Annotated in this window: 15 protein-coding genes; 10 read left to right on the top strand and 5 right to left on the bottom strand. The window is 54.4% G+C overall.

The genetic code is table 11. From position 1 onward, the window contains the following. Positions 1–183: 183 nt before the first annotated feature. The 3 genes from pgi to LZP73_RS03560 form a co-directional block, all read right to left on the bottom strand. Positions 184–1,821 (bottom strand): glucose-6-phosphate isomerase, encoded by a 1,638-nt coding sequence (pgi, locus tag LZP73_RS03570; protein ID WP_234233084.1) that lies wholly within the window; start codon positions 1,819–1,821, stop codon positions 184–186. Between the two features lie 18 nt (positions 1,822–1,839). After that, positions 1,840–2,796, bottom strand: a complete 957-nt coding sequence (gene tal, locus LZP73_RS03565; protein ID WP_234233083.1) for a transaldolase — start codon at positions 2,794–2,796, stop codon at positions 1,840–1,842. A 253-nt stretch (positions 2,797–3,049) separates the two neighbouring features. Beyond that, entirely contained in the window at positions 3,050–4,177 is a 1,128-nt protein-coding gene (locus LZP73_RS03560; RefSeq protein WP_442800708.1) for an OmpA family protein, read from the bottom strand. A 717-nt stretch (positions 4,178–4,894) separates the two neighbouring features. On the opposite strand from LZP73_RS03560, the gene LZP73_RS03555 reads away from it, so the two are divergent. Further along, positions 4,895–6,358, top strand: coding sequence for an alanine/glycine:cation symporter family protein (locus tag LZP73_RS03555; RefSeq protein WP_234233082.1), 1,464 nt, complete (start codon positions 4,895–4,897; stop codon positions 6,356–6,358). A gap of 126 nt (positions 6,359–6,484) precedes the next feature. Beyond that, positions 6,485–7,258 (top strand): peroxide stress protein YaaA, encoded by a 774-nt coding sequence (gene yaaA, locus LZP73_RS03550; RefSeq protein ID WP_234233081.1) that lies wholly within the window; start codon positions 6,485–6,487, stop codon positions 7,256–7,258. A gap of 83 nt (positions 7,259–7,341) precedes the next feature. Here the strand turns inward: yaaA and LZP73_RS03545 are convergent, their stop codons facing one another. Beyond that, positions 7,342–8,769 (bottom strand): M20/M25/M40 family metallo-hydrolase, encoded by a 1,428-nt coding sequence (locus tag LZP73_RS03545; protein ID WP_234233080.1) that lies wholly within the window; start codon positions 8,767–8,769, stop codon positions 7,342–7,344. 237 nt (positions 8,770–9,006) lie between these two features. After that, on the bottom strand, positions 9,007–9,273 hold the full coding sequence (gene rpsT, locus LZP73_RS03540; protein ID WP_169563638.1) for a 30S ribosomal protein S20: 267 nt from the start codon (positions 9,271–9,273) through the stop codon (positions 9,007–9,009). Positions 9,274–9,524: 251 nt separating this feature from the next. On the opposite strand from rpsT, the gene murJ reads away from it, so the two are divergent. From murJ to LZP73_RS03500, 8 genes are all read left to right on the top strand, one after another. After that, positions 9,525–11,084 (top strand): murein biosynthesis integral membrane protein MurJ, encoded by a 1,560-nt coding sequence (gene murJ, locus LZP73_RS03535; RefSeq protein WP_234233079.1) that lies wholly within the window; start codon positions 9,525–9,527, stop codon positions 11,082–11,084. Positions 11,085–11,149: 65 nt separating this feature from the next. Further along, a complete protein-coding gene (ribF, locus tag LZP73_RS03530; protein WP_234233078.1) occupies positions 11,150–12,085 on the top strand; it encodes a bifunctional riboflavin kinase/FAD synthetase in 936 nt (311 codons plus the stop codon). A gap of 31 nt (positions 12,086–12,116) precedes the next feature. Next, positions 12,117–14,939, top strand: coding sequence for an isoleucine--tRNA ligase (gene ileS, locus LZP73_RS03525; protein WP_234233077.1), 2,823 nt, complete (start codon positions 12,117–12,119; stop codon positions 14,937–14,939). Between the two features lie 9 nt (positions 14,940–14,948). Then, positions 14,949–15,470, top strand: coding sequence for a signal peptidase II (gene lspA, locus LZP73_RS03520; protein WP_169563436.1), 522 nt, complete (start codon positions 14,949–14,951; stop codon positions 15,468–15,470). Continuing rightward, on the top strand, positions 15,471–15,893 hold the full coding sequence (fkpB, locus tag LZP73_RS03515) for an FKBP-type peptidyl-prolyl cis-trans isomerase (protein ID WP_234233076.1): 423 nt from the start codon (positions 15,471–15,473) through the stop codon (positions 15,891–15,893). Positions 15,894–15,934: 41 nt separating this feature from the next. Next, entirely contained in the window at positions 15,935–16,864 is a 930-nt protein-coding gene (gene ispH, locus LZP73_RS03510) for a 4-hydroxy-3-methylbut-2-enyl diphosphate reductase (protein WP_234233335.1), read from the top strand. A gap of 198 nt (positions 16,865–17,062) precedes the next feature. Next, entirely contained in the window at positions 17,063–17,662 is a 600-nt protein-coding gene (gene pilV, locus LZP73_RS03505; protein ID WP_234233075.1) for a type IV pilus modification protein PilV, read from the top strand. Positions 17,663–17,701: 39 nt separating this feature from the next. Next, positions 17,702–18,646: a PilW family protein gene (locus tag LZP73_RS03500; protein ID WP_234233074.1), complete on the top strand. Its 945-nt coding sequence runs from the start codon at positions 17,702–17,704 to the stop codon at positions 18,644–18,646. Positions 18,647–18,651 lie beyond the last annotated feature (5 nt).

Below are 18,651 nucleotides of genomic sequence, written 5' to 3'. Positions count from 1 at the left end.
CAACCTCCTGTCTTTGTATTTTTTGTCATCAGTTAAATAACATATTTACAAAACAGGGTGCAAGAATTATGTTTCAATTGTGTTAAATTGGAGTGACATTTAGATGATGTCGGGGGAGTCTGGAGGCCATGGAAAGCAGGGGGAAATGAAAAGACCGGCCAGGGCCGGTCTTTATCTATTTGGCTAAATCTGCCGCTGACGGTACAAGTTGATCAGCCCATTGCTGGAGGCGTCCAGTTCTGTCGCCGCCTGAGGTGCACCTATGCGCGCCAGTACGTCGTTACCGAGATTTTTACCCAGTTCCACACCCCATTGATCGAAGGAGTTGATCTGCCAGATGGCACCTTGAACTAAGGTTCTATGCTCATACAGTGCTATCAGCGCCCCCAGGGTTTGCGGAGTGAGCTTGTCCATCAGCAGGGTGTTGCTGGGTTTGTTGCCCGGCATGACCTTATGCTTGGCTATCAGCAGCTTTTCTTCATCGCTCAGTTGCGCCCCCGCCAGTTCCGCCATGGCTTCATCCAAGGTGCGCCCCTGCATCAGTGCCTGGGTCTGGCCGAAGCAATTGGACGCCAACTGGGCATGATGTTCGCCCAGAGGATTATGGCTATTCAACGGCATGATGAAGTCGGCCGGGATCAAGGCAGTGCCTTGATGCAGCAACTGGTGATAGGCATGTTGGCCGTTGGTACCTTCGCCGCCCCAGATCACGGGGCCAGTGCTGTAGTCGACCCGGGTGCCATCGAGCGTGACCGACTTGCCGTTGCTCTCCATATCCAGCTGCTGGAAGTAGGCGGGCAATCCCCTCAGGTAGTGATCGTAAGTCAAGACCACATGTGATTGGGCATTGAAAAAGTTACCGTACCATAAGGAGAGTAACCCCATGATGACTGGCATGTTTTCTTTCAGCGGTGCCTTGGCGAAATGTTCATCCATCTCATGGGCGCCGCGCAGCAAGGCCCGGAAGTTATCCATGCCAACCAGGAGCGCGATAGGCAAGCCTATGGCCGACCAGAGAGAATAGCGTCCGCCGACCCAGTCCCACATGGGGAAGATGTTATCTGCGGCAATACCAAACTCTGTCGCCTTGGTGACATTGGAGGTCACGGCGACGAAGTGCTTGGCCACTTCCGACTGCGAACCGCCCTGTTCCAGGAACCAAGCCCTGGCGGACAAGGTATTTGTCAGGGTTTCCTGAGTGCCGAAGGACTTGGATGACATCACAAAGAGCGTGGTTTCCGGATTGAGCAGCTTCAGCTTCTCGCTGATGGCAGTGCCATCGACGTTGGCGACGAAATGGCACGCCAAGCCGGTATTCCAGTATGGCCGCAGTCCCTGGGAGATGATCTTGGGGCCGAGGAAGGAGCCGCCTATGCCGATACTGACGATATCGGTAATGGCTTTGCCCGTATAGCCGCGCCATTGTCCCGAGACTACCGAGTCGACGAAAGCCTCCATCTTGGCCAGCGTTTGCTGCACCTCAGGCACTATGTCCCGGCCTTCGGCCTGGATCTCCTGGTCGGCATCGGCCCTGAGTGCCGTATGCAGCACGGCACGCCGTTCTGTGGTGTTGATGAGCTCGCCGGCAAACATGGCGCAAATTTTATCTTTGAGTTCAGTCTCTTCGGCCAGCTTGAATAATAACTCCAAGGTCTCGGTCGTCGCCCTATTCTTGGAGTAATCCAGAAACAGGCCACAGGCCGACAAGGACATGGCCTCGAATCTTTGAGAGTCCTTGGCAAACATTTCCCTCATATGAGGTAATTGCAGGCTGTGTTTGGCCAAAGCCTGCCAGATGGAACTTTCAGTCAATTGCGTCATTCTGCCGTCCTAGCTGTGTTATTGGGTTAACTTGGCGGTTAACATAACCTCGAGCTTGCCCTGATCCAAGGCAAAATTGCGAATGCCTTCGGCCAGCTTGTCTACCGCCATAGGATCTTGGTTGAATTCCCAGCGGAATTCGGCTTCGGTCAGCTGGGCACCCGGGGCGACGGTCTCAGTGGCCGGGGTGAGTTTTTGCGTTATGTTAATATCGCTATTGGCCAGTTCTTCGAGCAGTGCAGGGCCTATCGTCAGACGGTCACAGCCGGCCAGTTCGATGATCTCGCCTATGTTACGGAAGCTGGCGCCCATGACGACTGTGTGATAGCCGTGACGTTTGTAGAAGTTATAAATCTCAGTCACGGAAACCACACCAGGATCTTCGGCTGAGCTATAGTCCAGGCCAGTGTCTTTCTTGTACCAATCCAGGATGCGGCCGACGAACGGCGAGATAAGATAAACCCCGGCTTCGGCGCAGGCACGGGCCTGGGCAAAGCTGAATAACAGGGTAAGGTTGCAGTTAATGCCATCTTTCTCCAGCTCTTTGGCGGCACATATGCCTTCCCAGGTAGAGGCTAACTTGATCAGAATGCGTGACTTATCTATCCCGGCATCTTGATATAACTTGATCAATTTGTGGGCTTTCGCTATCGAAGCGGTTTTATCGAAAGAAAGGCGAGCATCGACTTCGGTCGAGATACGTCCCGGCACCAACTTGAGAATTTCCACGCCTATGTTGACGGCAAGTTTGTCGCCGGCATCTTCGAGTTGTTGTGCCAGCTCTTGACTCTGGGATTGAGCCCAGGCGATAGCATCATCAATGAGTGCCGAGTATTCAGGTATTTGGGCCGCTTTTAAAATGAGTGACGGATTGGTCGTGGCATCTTCTGGTTGATAGCGTTTGATGGCTTCGATATCGCCGGTATCCGCAACGATGGTCGTCAGGGATTTGAGTTGCTCTAATGTAGTAGCCATGGAAAACATCCTTCTCAAGTAACAGCCTAAGCTCGATAATTTGCTTGTGGGTATTAGAAGCGATTTTATCGACTTTTCCAACCTTGAATGTAAAAAAATTACAAAAATGATTGAATGAGGTCAATTTGTGGCTTGGATAGCTTCTAACCTGAGTGTACGCCCTGTAGGGCATAATTTCTAATCTGCCGCAGCCGGCCCAAAAATGAAAAAAGCCGCTGCAGGGCAGCGACTTCAAGGCCTGGGTTGAACCTCATTATTTGGTCAGAGGGGCAGTCTCTTTCACTGTGATCTGCGCTTCAATCCGGCGGTTAGCCGCGTTCGCGGCCGCGGAACGCCCCTGTATCAGAGGTCGGGTGACCCCATAGCCTTGCGTCGTGACCCGGCTCGGCTCTATGCCGTACTTGTCGGTCAGGATCTTGGCGACGGCATCGGCACGTTTCTGCGACAGCATCATGTTGTAGTCGGCTGCGCCCACATTGGAAGCATGACCCTCGATCTTGACCTGGGTATGGGGGAAACGCTTCATGAAGTTGGCCAGTTTCTCAACTTCGGCATAGGAATCGCTTTTCACCACAGCAGAGTCATTGCCGAACTTGGCATCGATAGCCAGATTGTGGGTCATCTCCGAATAGAGGGAGCAACCCTTGCCGTCAACCTTATGACCCATGGGCGTGTCAGGGCAGAGATCCATATCATCTGTCACGCCGTCTTTATCTGTGTCTATTGGTGCCATGACGACAGGGGCTGGCGCCGGAGCAACGGGGGCGGCCATGGCCTTGTGGCCGAAACGGTAACTCAGTTCCAGGCCCCAGTAGTTGCTGTCCATCTCCAGGGTGTCCCACTTGTTTTCATCCAGGCCTTCATAGCGGCGGTACTTGGCCTGCAACTTCAGGTTGTCGGTAAAGTTGTAGCCTACGCCGGCGCCATAGTAGGGGGCAATATCTGTGTCACTGTAATACTCACTGCCATGAGCCTTGTCATTGTATATGAGGTAGTTGATGGCACCCGCTTCGGCCGATAGGCTCCAGCGATTGGCCAATGGCCAGAAGCCAACCAAACCCAGGGTCGGGCCTTTGACACCCACATCGTTGAATTTATCGCTGTAGTCGGTCCATTCAGCTCTGCCCAGATCTCTGTAGCCTAATTCAACACCCAGGTAGTCGTTGAATAAATAACCGGCAAATATGTCCCAGGCATAAGGGTCATCTTCACCGCATACTTTCATGGTTTTTTGATCGCAGTTAGGCTCGTAATTGTTGACGCCAACACCTGCGCCCAGATACCAAGGGCTGAGTTCTTGAGATGCGTGTGCCGCGAGGGGCAAGAGTGAGGAAAGCAGTACTGCTCTTAAGGTATTCTTCATCATAATCTCCAAGTCCATTATCATATTGCTCCGCCATTTCTGCTCTGCAACTTGCTGCAAAACACCGCTGGCCCTTAGTGTGGGGATCCTTAGATTTAGTCGCCAGCCGGCATAATTATCTATTGAGTTGATGCATTTTGCCACTCGACGGCTGAAATATTTCATTAAAACAGCATATTGTTACGCTTTGAAAACCAAATGTTTACATAAAACCAATTCAAGTCGAACAGGACGGAGTGACAACTTATGCAAGGGGACCCTTATCTTGGGTCGGGGTGCGCGCCGGGTTTGCCGTCAACCTGGGCCTAGTGTAGGCTTGGTTTGGTTTAATGCCTCTTGGACTGGAGGCCGTCGGGACTGACCTGTCGCTAAGCTCCTTAATGTCGGATATCGCTTGATTGGATGTTTGGGTCCGGAACTGAGGAGATTAACCGGGTAGCGTTATTGTTAATACAATTTTAACAACGACTTAGACTTGTGTATTTTGCTCTGTTTGAATGTTGCCCAAATGCTCTTGTGTGATCTTGATCACATGGGCTGCTTCGAATACTGTGCTATTTTGCTGACCGGTTAGCGGCGCCATGGCTTGAATTTCGGCGTTGCCGATCGCGGATGTAGAACTTAAAAGATAAATCAGCCGCTATTCACCAGGTTAGATGAGAAGAATTCATTCACCACCAATGTCGTTCAGGCACGCGCCAGGGCGGGATTTGTTACGGGAAGAAGTAGAATAATATGTTAGAAACCATAGTTAATTTTCTTAATGCGCTGCTTTGGGGCAAGTTGTTGGTATATGGGCTGGTGGGAGCCGGTTTGTATTTCACCCTCAGGTTGGCATTCATTCAGCTAACCCATTTCGGTCATTCGATTAAAGTGCTCGCCATGAGCCGTGACGGCTGTGAGAGTGGCCTGTCATCGTTTCAGGTTTTCTGTACCAGCATGGCGGCCCGCGTCGGCGCTGGTAACATGGCCGGGGTTGCGGTTGCCATAGGGGCTGCCGGACCCGGCGCCGTCTTCTGGATGTGGCTTATTGCCGTACTGGGGATGGCGACGGCCATGATAGAGTCGACATTGGCTCAAATTTATAAGGTGAAGGACAGCGACGGCCAATTCCGTGGCGGGCCGGCCTATTACATGGAGAAGGGCCTGGGGCAGCGCTGGATGGGGATCTTGTTTTCCCTGTTCCTGATCCTCGCCTTCGGCCTGGTCTTCAATGCCGTCCAAGCCAACACCATTACAGGTGCCATGGATAAAGTCTTCGGTTTCAACCCCATGTATGTGGGTCTTGCCTTGGTCGTCTTCAGTGGTTTTGTCATCACAGGCGGCATGCGTAAGGTGGCCAGGGTGTCCGAGATCTTGGTTCCTGTGATGGCGCTGGCCTATATCTTAGTGGCTTTCATGGTGGTGATGAGCAATCTGGAGCAGATCCCCGCAATATTCAGCCTGGTTTTCAAGAGTGCCTTCGGTTGGCAAGAAGCCGCCGCGGGTGGCGTGGCATACAGTGTCGCCCAAGCCATGCAGGCCGGCATCGCACGGGGGTTGTTTTCCAACGAAGCTGGTATGGGCAGCGCCGCGAATGTGGCGGCCAGTGCCTCACCTACGCCCAATCATCCTGCCTCACAGGGCTTCGTGCAGATGTTCGGCGTCTTTGTCGACACTATAGTGATCTGTACCGCGACCGCGGCCATTATCCTGCTGTCGGGTGATCTGGGCTCGACAGATGACGGTATCCGAATGACAATCGGGGCCTTGTCCAGCCATGTCGGCGATTGGGGCGGGGCTTTCATTGCGGTCGCCATTTTCCTGTTCTGCTTTACTTCTATCATCGCCAATTACTCCTACGCCGAGACCAATGTGATGTTCTTGTCGGGCAACAGCAAGAAGGCCTTACCCTTGTTTCGCCTGTGTGTACTGGCAATGGTGATGTTTGGTGCCATGGCCAAGATTAGCCTGGTTTGGGATCTTGCCGATGTGTCCATGGGCTTGATGGCGACGGTGAACATAGTGGCGCTGTTGCTCTTGTCCGGACTGGCTATTCGTGTCATCAATGACTATCGTGAGCAACTGAATGCGGGGACCATTCCCGAGTTTGACCCACGCAAGTTTCCCGAACTGAGGGAGCAATTGGATGGCAGCATATGGACGGATGGCGAGGATTTGAGTCCTGCTGAGCAGCTCGAGCGTCCGCTCAATACCTGATATCCGGTGCTAACAGCCTGAGTCTATCCGGGCATTCGGAAAAACCACGCAACTTAATGCGTGGTTTTTTTATGCCCAGAAGATATCATAGGGGCATTGTTTAACGCCTTACGAGCGGAGTCTTAGATGTTGGTATTGGTTTCACCGGCGAAAACATTGGATTTTGAACATCCCCCAATTACCCAGAGACACACCGAGCCCGACTTCATAGATCAGAGCCAGGAGTTAATCTCTGTCTGCCGTCGACTCAGCCCCCAGGACATAGGCTCGCTGATGAAGGTGAGCGATAAGATTGCCGGTTTGAACGCGGCCAGATTTGCCCAATGGCAACCCGAATTCTCCTTCGAGAATGCCAAGCAGGCCATCTTCGCCTTTCGCGGCGATGTATACACTGGCCTGGATGCAGATTCGCTCACGGACTCGGAGCTCACTGCGGCGCAGCGGCATCTGCGTATCCTGTCGGGCTTGTATGGCTTACTCAAGCCATTGGATCTGATGCAGCCTTACCGGCTGGAGATGGGGACTGCCCTTGCCAATCCCAGGGGAAAGAACCTGTACGAGTTCTGGGGTGACAGCATCACCCATGAGGTTGATAACGCAGTGGCCGCCCAGGGCGATGACATGCTGGTTAACCTCGCCTCCAATGAGTACTTCAAGGCGGTTAAGAGCAAACAGCTGCAGGCGCGTTTGATCACGCCGGTATTCAAGGACAGGAAGAATGGCCAGTATAAGGTGATCAGTTTCTTTGCCAAACGGGCTCGCGGCATGATGGCAAGATACCTCATCACCCAGGGTGTCAATTCACTCGAGCAGTTACAGCAATTTACTGGCGGCGGTTATTACTACAGCCAGGAAGAGTCGACGCCGGCGCAGCCTACCTTCTTGAGAGAGGAACAATAGCCGGGCATGCGGAGCAGATAAGCACTGGAGAGATAAAAAAGCAGCCTTAGGCTGCTTTTTTATCTTGCCGACAAGCCGTCGGGTTACTCCTGGGCGTCTTGGGAGAGGATAGGTCTGAGCTGAAGCCTGGAGTCGGCCATCAAATAGGCAAACTGGGCATAGGCGGCGATATTCTGTGCCAGCGCCGCAGCATCTATCTTATCCAGGGTATCGTTGGGGGTGTGATGGTAATCGAAGTAGTCTGTACCATCTTGCCTGGGTGAGGCGACAGGCACCCCTTGTGCCGGCAGCATGGACACCTCAGAACCACCTGAGGCGCCGTTGTCGCCGAATGCCACCCCGTTGTTGGCCATGGGCGCCGCGAGAGCCTTTACTTCATCCAAGGCCGTTGCTGCGACATTCACATCCATCCGATAGATCTTTCCGGCGCCGAAGTCGGACTCCGCCGCCATGTAATGTTTCGCCAGCTCCTGCTTATGGGCCTGGATATAAGCCTTGCCACCCAAGAGGCCTATTTCTTCGGCGGCAAAGAGCACGACCCTGACGGTGCGGGCAGGCTTTTGGGGCAGATCCTGTATGAGTTTGGCCGCGGCCGTGACTATGGCGACCCCGGCACCGTCATCTATGGCACCCGTGCCCTGATCCCATGAGTCAAGGTGTGCGCCGAGCAAGACGATTTCCTCGGGTTTCGAACTGCCCGTCACTTCGGCAATCACGTTATAAGAGGTGGCAAATCCCTGGCTGCTCGGCGACATCTTGAGCGACAACACCACATGGGGATCGCGTGCCAGCATGGCATCGACCAAGTCGGCATCCGGAGCGGACATGGCCGCCGCCGGAATTCTGCTGATGTCATCCTGGTAATGCATCATGCCTGTATGTGGCATACGGTCATGATCTGTGCCTATGGAGCGTATCACCAGGGCGACAGCGCCTTTCTTGGCCGCTTCGACGGCCCCCTGGCTGCGACCGCCTACGCTCTTGCCATAGCCTTCACCCGTGATGTGGCGTTCTGTTTTTTGATCTATGAAGACAATCTTACCCGCGACCTCGGCTTCGTTGGCTGCCTGTAGCGCCGCCAAACTGTCGAAGCGGACTATGCCGGCCTGAATGCCTGCCTCAGGGGTGCCTACGCTGCCGCCGAGGGCGGTAATGACCAAAGGTTGGGGGAAAGGCGCGACTATGCTGGCCTTGGCTTCACCGCGATTCCATACCGGGACTTGTACCGCTTCCTTGTAGACGCGATCGAAGCCGAGTTCCCTGAGTTTGCTCTCGGCCCATTCGACGGCGACCAGATCTTTATCGCTGCCGGCCAGACGTGGACCGACTTCCACCGTCAGTGATTCGACCAAGGAGTAGCCAAGGTCCGAGGCCAGGGCTTGCTGTTGCAACAAGGCGACGGGCGCCGGCGCCGCTTGAGGTGCATTGTGGGTGTTACTCGACTGTACTTGGCAGCCAAAGAGGTTCGCGGCCAGCAGGCTCGCTAATAAGCTCATTCTGTAATGCTTCATGCATGTCCTTGATTCTTGTTATTCGCTGATACTGAGTTAGATGCGGTTTTATCCGCCGGATAATCTAACAAAAAGTCGACGCCCTGTCCCGGCTCCGACTGTAAGCCAGTATGTAAGACTGTAAATGCGTCTGCAGCTGGGCGTGCAGCAGTGAATGTGGGGCTATCGGCTTGGGATGATGAAAAACAGGCATAAAAAAACCGGCCTAAGCCGGTTTTTTTCATTCGCTAATAACGATTAAGCAGCCAGTGCTTTGATCTTAGCGTTTAGGCGAGCCTTATGACGTGCAGCCTTATTCTTGTGAATAAGACCTTTAGCAGCCATACGGTCAACTATAGGTTGTGCAGCAGCAAAAGCTTCTGTTGCTACTTTGTGATCACCTGCTTTAATTGCAGCGATTACTTTTTTAACGTATGTACGTAACATTGAGCGACGGCTGGCGTTATGCTGACGACGCTTTTCAGATTGAAGCGCGCGCTTCTTTGCAGACTTGCTATTAGCCAAGGTGCAACTCCTAAAAACTGGATTTGATACTTTTAAAGGCCGAGGACTATGCCTGCTTTTAGTCACTTTGTCAACGACTATGATTGAATAATCATCATAAAGATAAATTAATCCAACCAGCTTGGCGATCTTCAACCCAACTCGTGTAATATGTGGCGCAATTCTAGCAGCAATTCCCGCCGTGTGACAGAGCCAGGGTCGAATTTTTGCCATAAATCGCCGAAGAAATCCGGCGAAGTTCTGGGGGTCGTTTGAGTAAAAAATTAATGCGGTCTGGCATGATAGTTAGTGCTATGACCTTGATTTCACGTGTTTTAGGCCTGGTTCGTGATGTGGTGATTGCCAACTTAATGGGCGCAGGCAGCAGTGCAGATGTTTTTTTCTTCGCGAATAAAATCCCCAATTTTTTACGCCGCCTGTTCGCCGAAGGGGCCTTCGCTCAGGCTTTCGTGCCTGTATTAACCGAATACCAGGAGAAACACACACCGGAGGCAACCAGGGAGTTGCTCAGTAAAGTCGCAGGTACCTTAGGCTTGATGGTGACCCTGGTGACCCTGTTCGGTGTGCTGGGATCGCCGATACTGTCGGCCTTATTCGGTGGCGGTTGGTTCCTGGCCTGGCTGAATGATGAGCCCAATGGGGCCAAATTTGAATTGGCATCGCTGATGCTGAAGATCACCTTTCCCTATCTCTGGTTCATCACCTTCACCGCCTTGGCCGGGTCTATCTTGAACACCCGGGGTCGCTTTGCGGTATCCGCCTTCACCCCGGTCTTCCTGAACGTCGCCATCATAGCCGCCGCCCTCTATATGGCGCCGAATATGGCCCGCCCCGAGATAGGCCTGGCCTGGGGGGTATTTTTCGGTGGCGTGATTCAATTCCTGTTCCAGATCCCGTTTCTCTTAGGGGAGAAAGCCCTGGTCAAGCCTTCCTGGGGCTGGCAGCACCCGGGGGTGGTGAAGATCCGCACCCTGATGCTGCCGGCCTTGTTCGGCGTGTCGGTTTCCCAGATCAACTTGCTGTTCGATACTTTCATCGCCAGCTTCCTGATGACGGGCTCTATCAGCTGGCTCTATTATTCCGACCGTTTGTTGGAGTTCCCCCTTGGGCTCTTCGGTATAGCGATCGCGACCGTGATCCTGCCGGCACTGTCGCGCAAGCATGTCAATGCCGAGGGTGCCGGCTTCAGCCGCACCCTGGAGTGGGGCATTGAAACCATTTTGTTGTTGGGCTTGCCCGCCATGTTCGGGCTTATCCTGTTGGCCAAACCCATGTTGATGGTGCTCTTTATGCGTGGGGCCTTTTCTGAAGCGGATGTCACCATGGCATCCTACAGCTTGATGGCCTATGGCAGTGGCTTGCTCAGTTTCATGTTGGTCAAGGTGCTCGCCCCCGGTTATTACTCGCGCCAGGATACCAGGACACCGGTGCGCTATGGCATCATAGCCATGGTGAGCAACATGGGACTGAATCTGGTATTTGCCATTCCCTTCGGTTATGTCGGCCTGGCGATTGCCACTTCCATGTCGGCGCTGCTCAATGCCGGACTCCTGTACCGCGGCCTGCACTTGGCCGGTATCTACCGCGTCGGCGGCCAAACGCTGAGGTTTTTCATAAAAGCCGTAGTGGCGACCCTGATGATGGTGTTAGTCTTGTATTATCTGACGCCGCCTCTGTCCGCATGGCTGCAATGGCAGTTGGCAGAGCGTGCCATGGCCTTAGCCGGCCTGATTTTTACGGGTGCCTTGAGCTACATTCTGAGTCTGTTGTTGCTCGGTATCCGTCCCTGGAAGATGAAACCTGGAGTTTGAGTGCTGATTCTCAACGTTAGCTGTTATATAATCGGCCGATTTGGGTTTGGCAGCCGTATAAAGTCATGGAATTAATCCGCGGAATACACAATATTTTGCCGGCACACAAAGGTTGTGTGTTGACCATAGGTAACTTCGATGGTGTCCATCGTGGTCACGCGCAGGTGATAGCCAATCTGGTGAGCAAGGGTGAGCTTTACAATTTGCCTGTCACCCTGATGACGTTCGAGCCTCAACCGCAGGAATTGTTCTGTGGCGAAAATGCACCAGCCCGTTTGAGCCGATTGCGTGACAAGGTCATGTTGCTCGACGAACTCGGGGTCGAGAGGTTAGTGTGTGTTAACTTCAATGCCAAGTTTGCCAATCAGCCGGCCGAGGATTTTATCCAGGAGTTGCTGGTCAACAAGCTGGGGGTTAAGTACCTGGTTGTCGGCGACGATTTTTGTTTCGGTAAGGGCCGTCGCGGCAATTTTGAGATGCTGCACCAGGCGGGTAGGAAGTACGGTTTTACCGTGGTGAACACCCAGAGTTTCATGCTCGGCGATCAGCGGGTCAGCTCGACAGCGGTGCGGGAGCAGTTGGCAAAGGGCAACCTGGAGCAAGCCAGGCGCATGCTGGGGCACCCTTTTACCCTGAGCGGGAGAGTGGCTCATGGGCAGAAACTGGGGCGAACCTTGGGGTTCCCCACGGCCAACATAGCCCTCAAACGCAATGTAGTGCCTGTGCGTGGGGTGTTTGCGGTGCGTTTCTTTTGGGATGGCAGCGAAGTGTATGAAGGCATGGCCAACATAGGTTTCAGGCCGACGGTCAATGGCCAGGAGTGTTTGCTCGAGGTGCACTTGTTTGATTTCGACGGCGATCTCTATGGTCGCAGGGTAGAAGTGGAGTTGGTGGCTAAGCTGCGCGAAGAGCAACCCTTCGAGTCCCTGGAGGCGTTGAAACAACAAATTTTGAATGATGCAAATGAGGCCAGAGCCTTGTTTGGCAATGATGCAGGCTGAGGTTATCAGCTTAATTAACGGTATAGGATCAATGAGCGACTATAAATTTACTTTGAATTTGCCGGAAACCGAGTTTCCGATGCGCGGTAATTTGGCCAATCGCGAGCCAGAAATGTTAACTCGCTGGACCCAGGACGGACTGTATCAACAGATCCGTGAGAGTCGTATTGGCCGTAAGCCCTTTATTTTGCATGATGGCCCTCCTTATGCGAATGGCAGTATTCATATAGGTCACTCAGTTAACAAAATTCTCAAAGACATCATAGTCAAATCCAAGACTATGTCGGGTTTCGACGCCCCTTATGTGCCGGGTTGGGATTGTCACGGCTTGCCCATAGAACTCAAGGTCGAACAGAAAGTCGGCAAGCCTGGGCAGAAGATATCCGCCGCCGAGTTCCGTGAAGAATGTCGCAAATACGCCGCCACGCAGGTCGATGGTCAGCGTGACGACTTCATTCGTTTGGGGGTGCTGGGTGACTGGAATAATCCCTACCTGACCATGGATTTTGCCACCGAAGCCAACATAGTGCGCTCGCTCGCCAAGGTAATAGCGAGCGGTCACTTGCATAAGGGCGTCAAGCCTGTGCATTGGTGTACCGATTGTGGTTCGGCCCTGGCGGAAGCCGAAGTGGAATACGAGGACAAGACATCCCCAGCTATCGACGTCGCCTTTGGCGCCGCCGACAAGGCTGCTGTGCTGGCCAAGTTCAAGGTAAGTGATTACGCACACCCTGTGTCTATGGTGATCTGGACCACCACTCCCTGGACTCTGCCTGCCAACCGCGGCTTATCCCTGAGCCCTGAGCTGGACTACAGCCTGGTCGAATTCGAAAAAGAAGGTGTGACCCAGGCGTTGATCTTGGCCGAGGTATTGGTCGAAGCCTGTCTCGAGCGTTATGGCGCCGAACGTCATAGCATCCTGGGCCAGGCCAAGGGCAGCGAGCTCGAGCTGCTGCGCTTCAAGCATCCTTTCTACGCCTTCGATGTGCCTGCCATTTTAGGCGAGCACGTCACTACGGATGCGGGTACCGGCATAGTGCATACCGCACCTGGCCATGGTCAGGACGACTTCGTGGTCGGACAGAAATACGGCCTGGAAGTCGCCAACCCGGTTGGCGATAACGGCGTCTATAAGCCGGACACAGAGATCTTCGCCGGTCAGCATGTGTTCAAGGCCAACGACAATGTGGTCGCACTGCTGAAAGAGAAGGGCACTCTGTTGCACCATGTGGCCTATCGTCACAGCTACCCTCATTGCTGGCGCCACAAGACGCCAATCATCTTCCGCGCCACACCTCAGTGGTTCATCTCCATGGACAACCATGGCTTGCGTGCCCAGGCGTTGAAGGAAATAGACAATACCCAGTGGATCCCGGATTGGGGCCAGAGCCGTATCGAGAAGATGGTCGAGAACCGCCCCGACTGGTGTATCTCGCGTCAGCGTACCTGGGGCGTGCCTATCACCCTGTTCGTACACCGTGAGACGGAAGAGCTGCATCCGGACAGCGTGTCCCTGATGGAGCGGGTGGCACATCGCATCGAACAGCAGGGCATCCAGGCCTGGTGGGATCTGGACGAAGCCGAGTTGCTTGGCGACGAAGCCGAGCAATATCGCAAGGTGACAGATACCCTGGACGTCTGGTACGACTCGGGTTCGACCTTCTCGTCTGTGGTTGCCGCGCGTCCCGAATTCCAGGGCCATGAGATAGACTTGTATCTGGAAGGCAGCGATCAACACCGCGGCTGGTTCATGTCATCCCTGATGATCTCCACCGCCATGAATGGCAAGGCGCCTTATAAGCAAGTGCTGACCCATGGTTTTACCGTCGATGGTAAGGGCCGCAAGATGTCCAAGTCTGTCGGCAACGTGATAGCGCCGCAGACTGTGACCAACAAGCTGGGCGCCGATATTCTGCGTCTCTGGGTGGCGGCCACCGACTACAGCGGTGAGATGACTGTCTCGGATGAGATCCTCAACCGCAGTGCCGATGCCTATCGCCGTATCCGTAACACGGCGCGTTTCTTGCTGGCGAACCTCAACGGTTTCGACCCTGTGAAAGACATGGTTGCGGTCGAGGACATGGTGGCGCTGGACCGTTGGGTGGTGCGCCGCGCGGCCGCGCTGCAACAGGAGTTGTTGGAAGCCTATGAGCAGTACAACTTCCATCAGGTGACCCAAAAATTGATGCAGTTCTGCTCGGTCGAGCTGGGCAGCTTCTATCTGGATATCATCAAAGACAGACAATACACGGCTAAGCAGGAAGGTCATGCCCGTCGTAGCTGTCAGTCTGCCCTGTATCACATCGCCGAGGCCATGGTGCGCTGGATAGCGCCAATCCTGAGCTTCACCGCGGATGAAATCTGGCAGCTGCTGCCGGGCGAGCGCGCGGCCTATGTGTTTACCCAGGAATGGTATCAGGGTCTGGAGTCGGTCACGCTGGCCACAGACTTGAGTGATGACTATTGGCAGCAACTGCTGGCGGTGCGTACCGAAGTCAACAAGGTGATAGAGCAGGCGCGCCGCGATAAGCGTATCGGCGGTTCGTTGGAGGCCGAAGTCAGCTTGTATGCCGACGCAGCCCTGGCCGCCGAGCTGGCCAAGATAGGCGATGAACTCAGATTTGTGCTCTTGACCTCAAGCGCCTCAGTGTTGCCTCTGGCTTCGGCGCCGGACAATGCGGCCGAGACGGAGCTGGGCGCCTTGAAGTTGGTGGTGACCAAGAGCGAAGCGGCCAAGTGTGAGCGCTGCTGGCACCACAGAGAAGAGGTGAGCACTATCGATGCACACCCAACATTATGTCAACGCTGTGTCACCAACATTGAAGGTGCCGGCGAACAGCGTGAGTTTGCCTAAGGTATGAGTATGCCATCGAGTTGGAAAGACAGTGGCCTGCGTTGGTATTGGATGGTGGCATTGGTGTTTATTGCCGATCAGCTGTCCAAGCAATGGGTCTTGAAGGGTTTCGAGCTGCACGAGTCGCTGCAGCTGTTACCCGGCTTCAATTTCACCTATGTGCGCAACTATGGCGCGGCCTTCAGCTTCTTGAGTGACGCCGGCGGCTGGCAGCGCTGGCTGTTTACCCTGATTGCCCTGGGGTTCACCGCCATTCTCAGCATCTGGTTGCGTAAGCAAGCCGCTGGCCTGTGGCGCCTGAACCTGGCCTATACCTTGGTCATAGGCGGCGCCCTGGGAAATCTGGTCGACCGCTTGATGCATGGTTTCGTGGTCGACTTTATCGATGTGTATTGGGGCCGCAGCCATTACCCGGCGTTTAATATTGCCGATTCTGCCATCTGCATAGGTGCGGCCTTGATCATCTGGGACGCCCTGGTTGCCGGCAAGCCGGCGCACAATGGCGAGCCCAAGGGGCCAGGAGTAAATTAAGTGACAGCAACATCTGCATTGATATGCCACATGAACATAGTGCTCGAAGACGGCTCTACCGCCGACAGCACCAAGGCGTCCGGTAAGCCGGCCCGCCTGAACCTGGGCGATGGCAGCCTGAGCCCGGCGTTCGAAGCCGAACTTGCGGGCCTGGACGAGGGGGCTAAACATAGCTTTACCTTGGCCGCCAAGGATGCGTTCGGCGAAGCGAATCCGGATGCCATTCATCATATGGACAAGAGCCGTTTTCCGGCGGACATGAAGCTGGAAGCCGGGGTGATAGTGAGTTTCGCCGGCCCGGGTGGCAGTGAAATACCCGGCATAGTGCGTGAAGTCGCGGGAAGTTCGGTCACAGTGGATCTCAACCATCCTCTGGCGGGGCGGACTGTGACCTTCGAGTTGGAAGTGGTACAGGTACTCTAACTATGACTATCGATCCCAAGCAAGCTCCCAGCAGCCCTAGCCTGAATATACTTCTGGCCAATCCCCGCGGTTTCTGCGCCGGGGTCGACAGGGCCATCAGCATAGTCGAACGGGCACTCGAGCTGTTTTCGCCACCCATCTATGTGCGCCATGAAGTGGTGCATAACCGTTATGTGGTCCAGAATCTGAAAGATCGCGGCGCCGTGTTTGTCGATGAACTGGAGCAGGTGCCGGATGACAGCATAGTGATCTTCAGCGCCCACGGGGTATCACAGGCCGTCAGGGCCGAAGCCAAGCAGCGGGGTTTGAAGGTATTCGACGCCACTTGTCCCTTGGTGACCAAGGTGCATCTGCAGGTCACCCGCGCCAGTCGCAAGGGAATCGAGTGCATCTTGATCGGCCATGAGGGGCATCCCGAAGTCGAAGGCACCATGGGGCAATACGATAACCCAGCCGGCGGCGTCTATCTGATCGAGTCGCCGGCGGATGTCGACGCGCTCGAGGTGAAAGATCCTGACAACTTGTGTTTCGTCACTCAGACCACACTTTCGGTCGATGATACCTTGGACATCATAGCCGCACTGCAACGCCGTTTTCCTGCTATCGAAGGCCCGCGCAAGGATGATATCTGTTATGCCACCCAGAACCGCCAGGATGCGGTCCGCAGCATGTCGGCGGATGTGGATCTCCTGATAGTGGTGGGCTCGAAGAATAGCTCCAACTCGAACCGTCTGCGGGAGTTGGCGCAAAAGACGGGCACGGCCGCCTATCTGGTCGATACCGAGGCGGATATCGAAGCCGCCTGGTTCGAGGGGATCAACAGGGTCGCGGTCACCGCCGGGGCTTCTGCCCCCGAGGTGTTGGTGCAGCAGGTGGTTCAGGCCATAGCCAAACTGGCTCCGAGCGTGGTAACCGAGGTCGAGGGACGCAAGGAAGATACCGTCTTCGCCGTGCCGGCCGAACTCAGATAAGTCATTTCTCAGTTTTCAGTTAAAAAAAAGAGGCCCTGGCCTCTTTTTTTTTTTGCTGAAAATTCATTCGCTAAGCCTCGCAAACATAATAAAACACCATGTTACTGGCAGGTTACATTCGACTAAACTACCATTAACCTTTATAGTGCTTTTATCGCCATTTTTCATGAGCTTATAGAAGGTTTGTACGTCAATATTATGACTAAAATGGAATGTTTGACACCCGGGAGCAAGCAGCAAAATGGCTTCTCCCTCATAGAGGTTTTGATCGCCCTGGTCATACTCGTGATTGGCCTGATCGGCATCTTCAACCTGCACTTGGTCGCCAAGCGGGGCAGCTTCGAATCCTTCCAGCAGACCCAGGCGTCTTATTATGCCAAGGATATAGTCAATCGCATGAAGCTCAACCGGGGACAGTTGACTGCCTATGCGGCGACTTATACCGGTGCCTTGGCGCGTCCGGCCAAGGCCTGTGATGTCGCCATAGGCGCCACCAGTTTGTGTACCCCGGCGGAAACGGCCGCATGGGACAAGTATCAGTGGGAGCAGCTGCTCAACGGCTCGGCCGAGGCCGTCGGCAGTCAGCTGGTTGGCGGCCTGGACAGTCCCTATGCCTGTGTGACTACGAGTTCGACTACCCTTAATGGGCGTACTTATCCCAACGCCCTGGTGAAGGTGGTGATTGCCTGGCGTGGCATAAGGGAAAGCAGCGATACCAGTTATGAGGCCAGCGATTGTGGCAAGACGGCATTGGCCAAGCGCAGGCGCATCTTCATCGTCAATACCATGATTATATAGGTGACTGAGTTGCATTATGTATTACTAAAACAGGTTGGCATGTCACTGGTTGAGCTGATGGTCGCTTTGGTGATCAGCCTGTTTCTGACCCTGGGGCTGTTCACCATGTTCAGCATGTCCTCGACCAATGTCACCACAACCAGCCAGTTCAACCAGTTACAGGAAAACGGCAGGATCGCCTTGGCGCTGATGGAGCGGGACGTGAGCCAGTTGGGCTTCATGGGCGACATAACGGGTACCGACTTTGTGGTCGGCAGCAATACCAAGGTCAGTGCCAATGTGGTCAACGACTGTGTCGGCGCCGGCTTGAACAATGCCAGTCTGCCCAACTCGCAACCGGCCCACTTTCGCCGTCTATGGGGCTATGAGGCGGGAGTGAGCGGCAACAGCCTGTCTTGCCTCAATGCTGCCGGGGATGTCAACAGCGCCACGGATGTGCTGCAGATCAAGCGCTTGATTGGCCCACCCGCGGCGGCGCTGGGTACGGCGCGTTATTATGTGGCCGCGACTTCGACCCAGGCCGAATTCTTCAGTGGCACCACGGCTCCGGCTCTGCCGAATAGCCGGGTCTGGGAGTATCAGCATCACGTGTATTTCATCAAAGACGATGCCGACGGTATTCCCGTGCTCAGACGCAGAATTCTCACCACAGGCAGTGGCATGAATACCGAAGAGCAATTGGTCGAGGGCATAGAAAATATGCGCATCCTCTATGGTTTCGACAATGACGGGGATGATACGGCCGACAGTTTCATGCCGGTAGAAAACGTCAGCAGTCTGATGTGGGATAACGAGCTGTTCCAGCGTTTGGTGGCGCTGCGGATATTTCTGTTGGTGCGCTCGACCCAGAGCGACAACAGTTATACCAACGCCACCAGCTACACCTTGGGTGACAAGAGCATAGCCGCGCCCAACGATCACTTTCGCCGTAAGGTGATGTCGACGACTGTCGTGTTGGAAAACCCTGTGTTTATTCGGAAATAACGGAA

This window comes from Shewanella sp. AS16, from assembly GCF_021412365.1.
Classification (GTDB): Bacteria; Pseudomonadota; Gammaproteobacteria; order Enterobacterales; family Shewanellaceae; genus Shewanella; species Shewanella salipaludis.
Note: the sequence above shows the minus strand (reverse complement) of the source record. Positions and strands in the feature narration are given on the sequence as shown.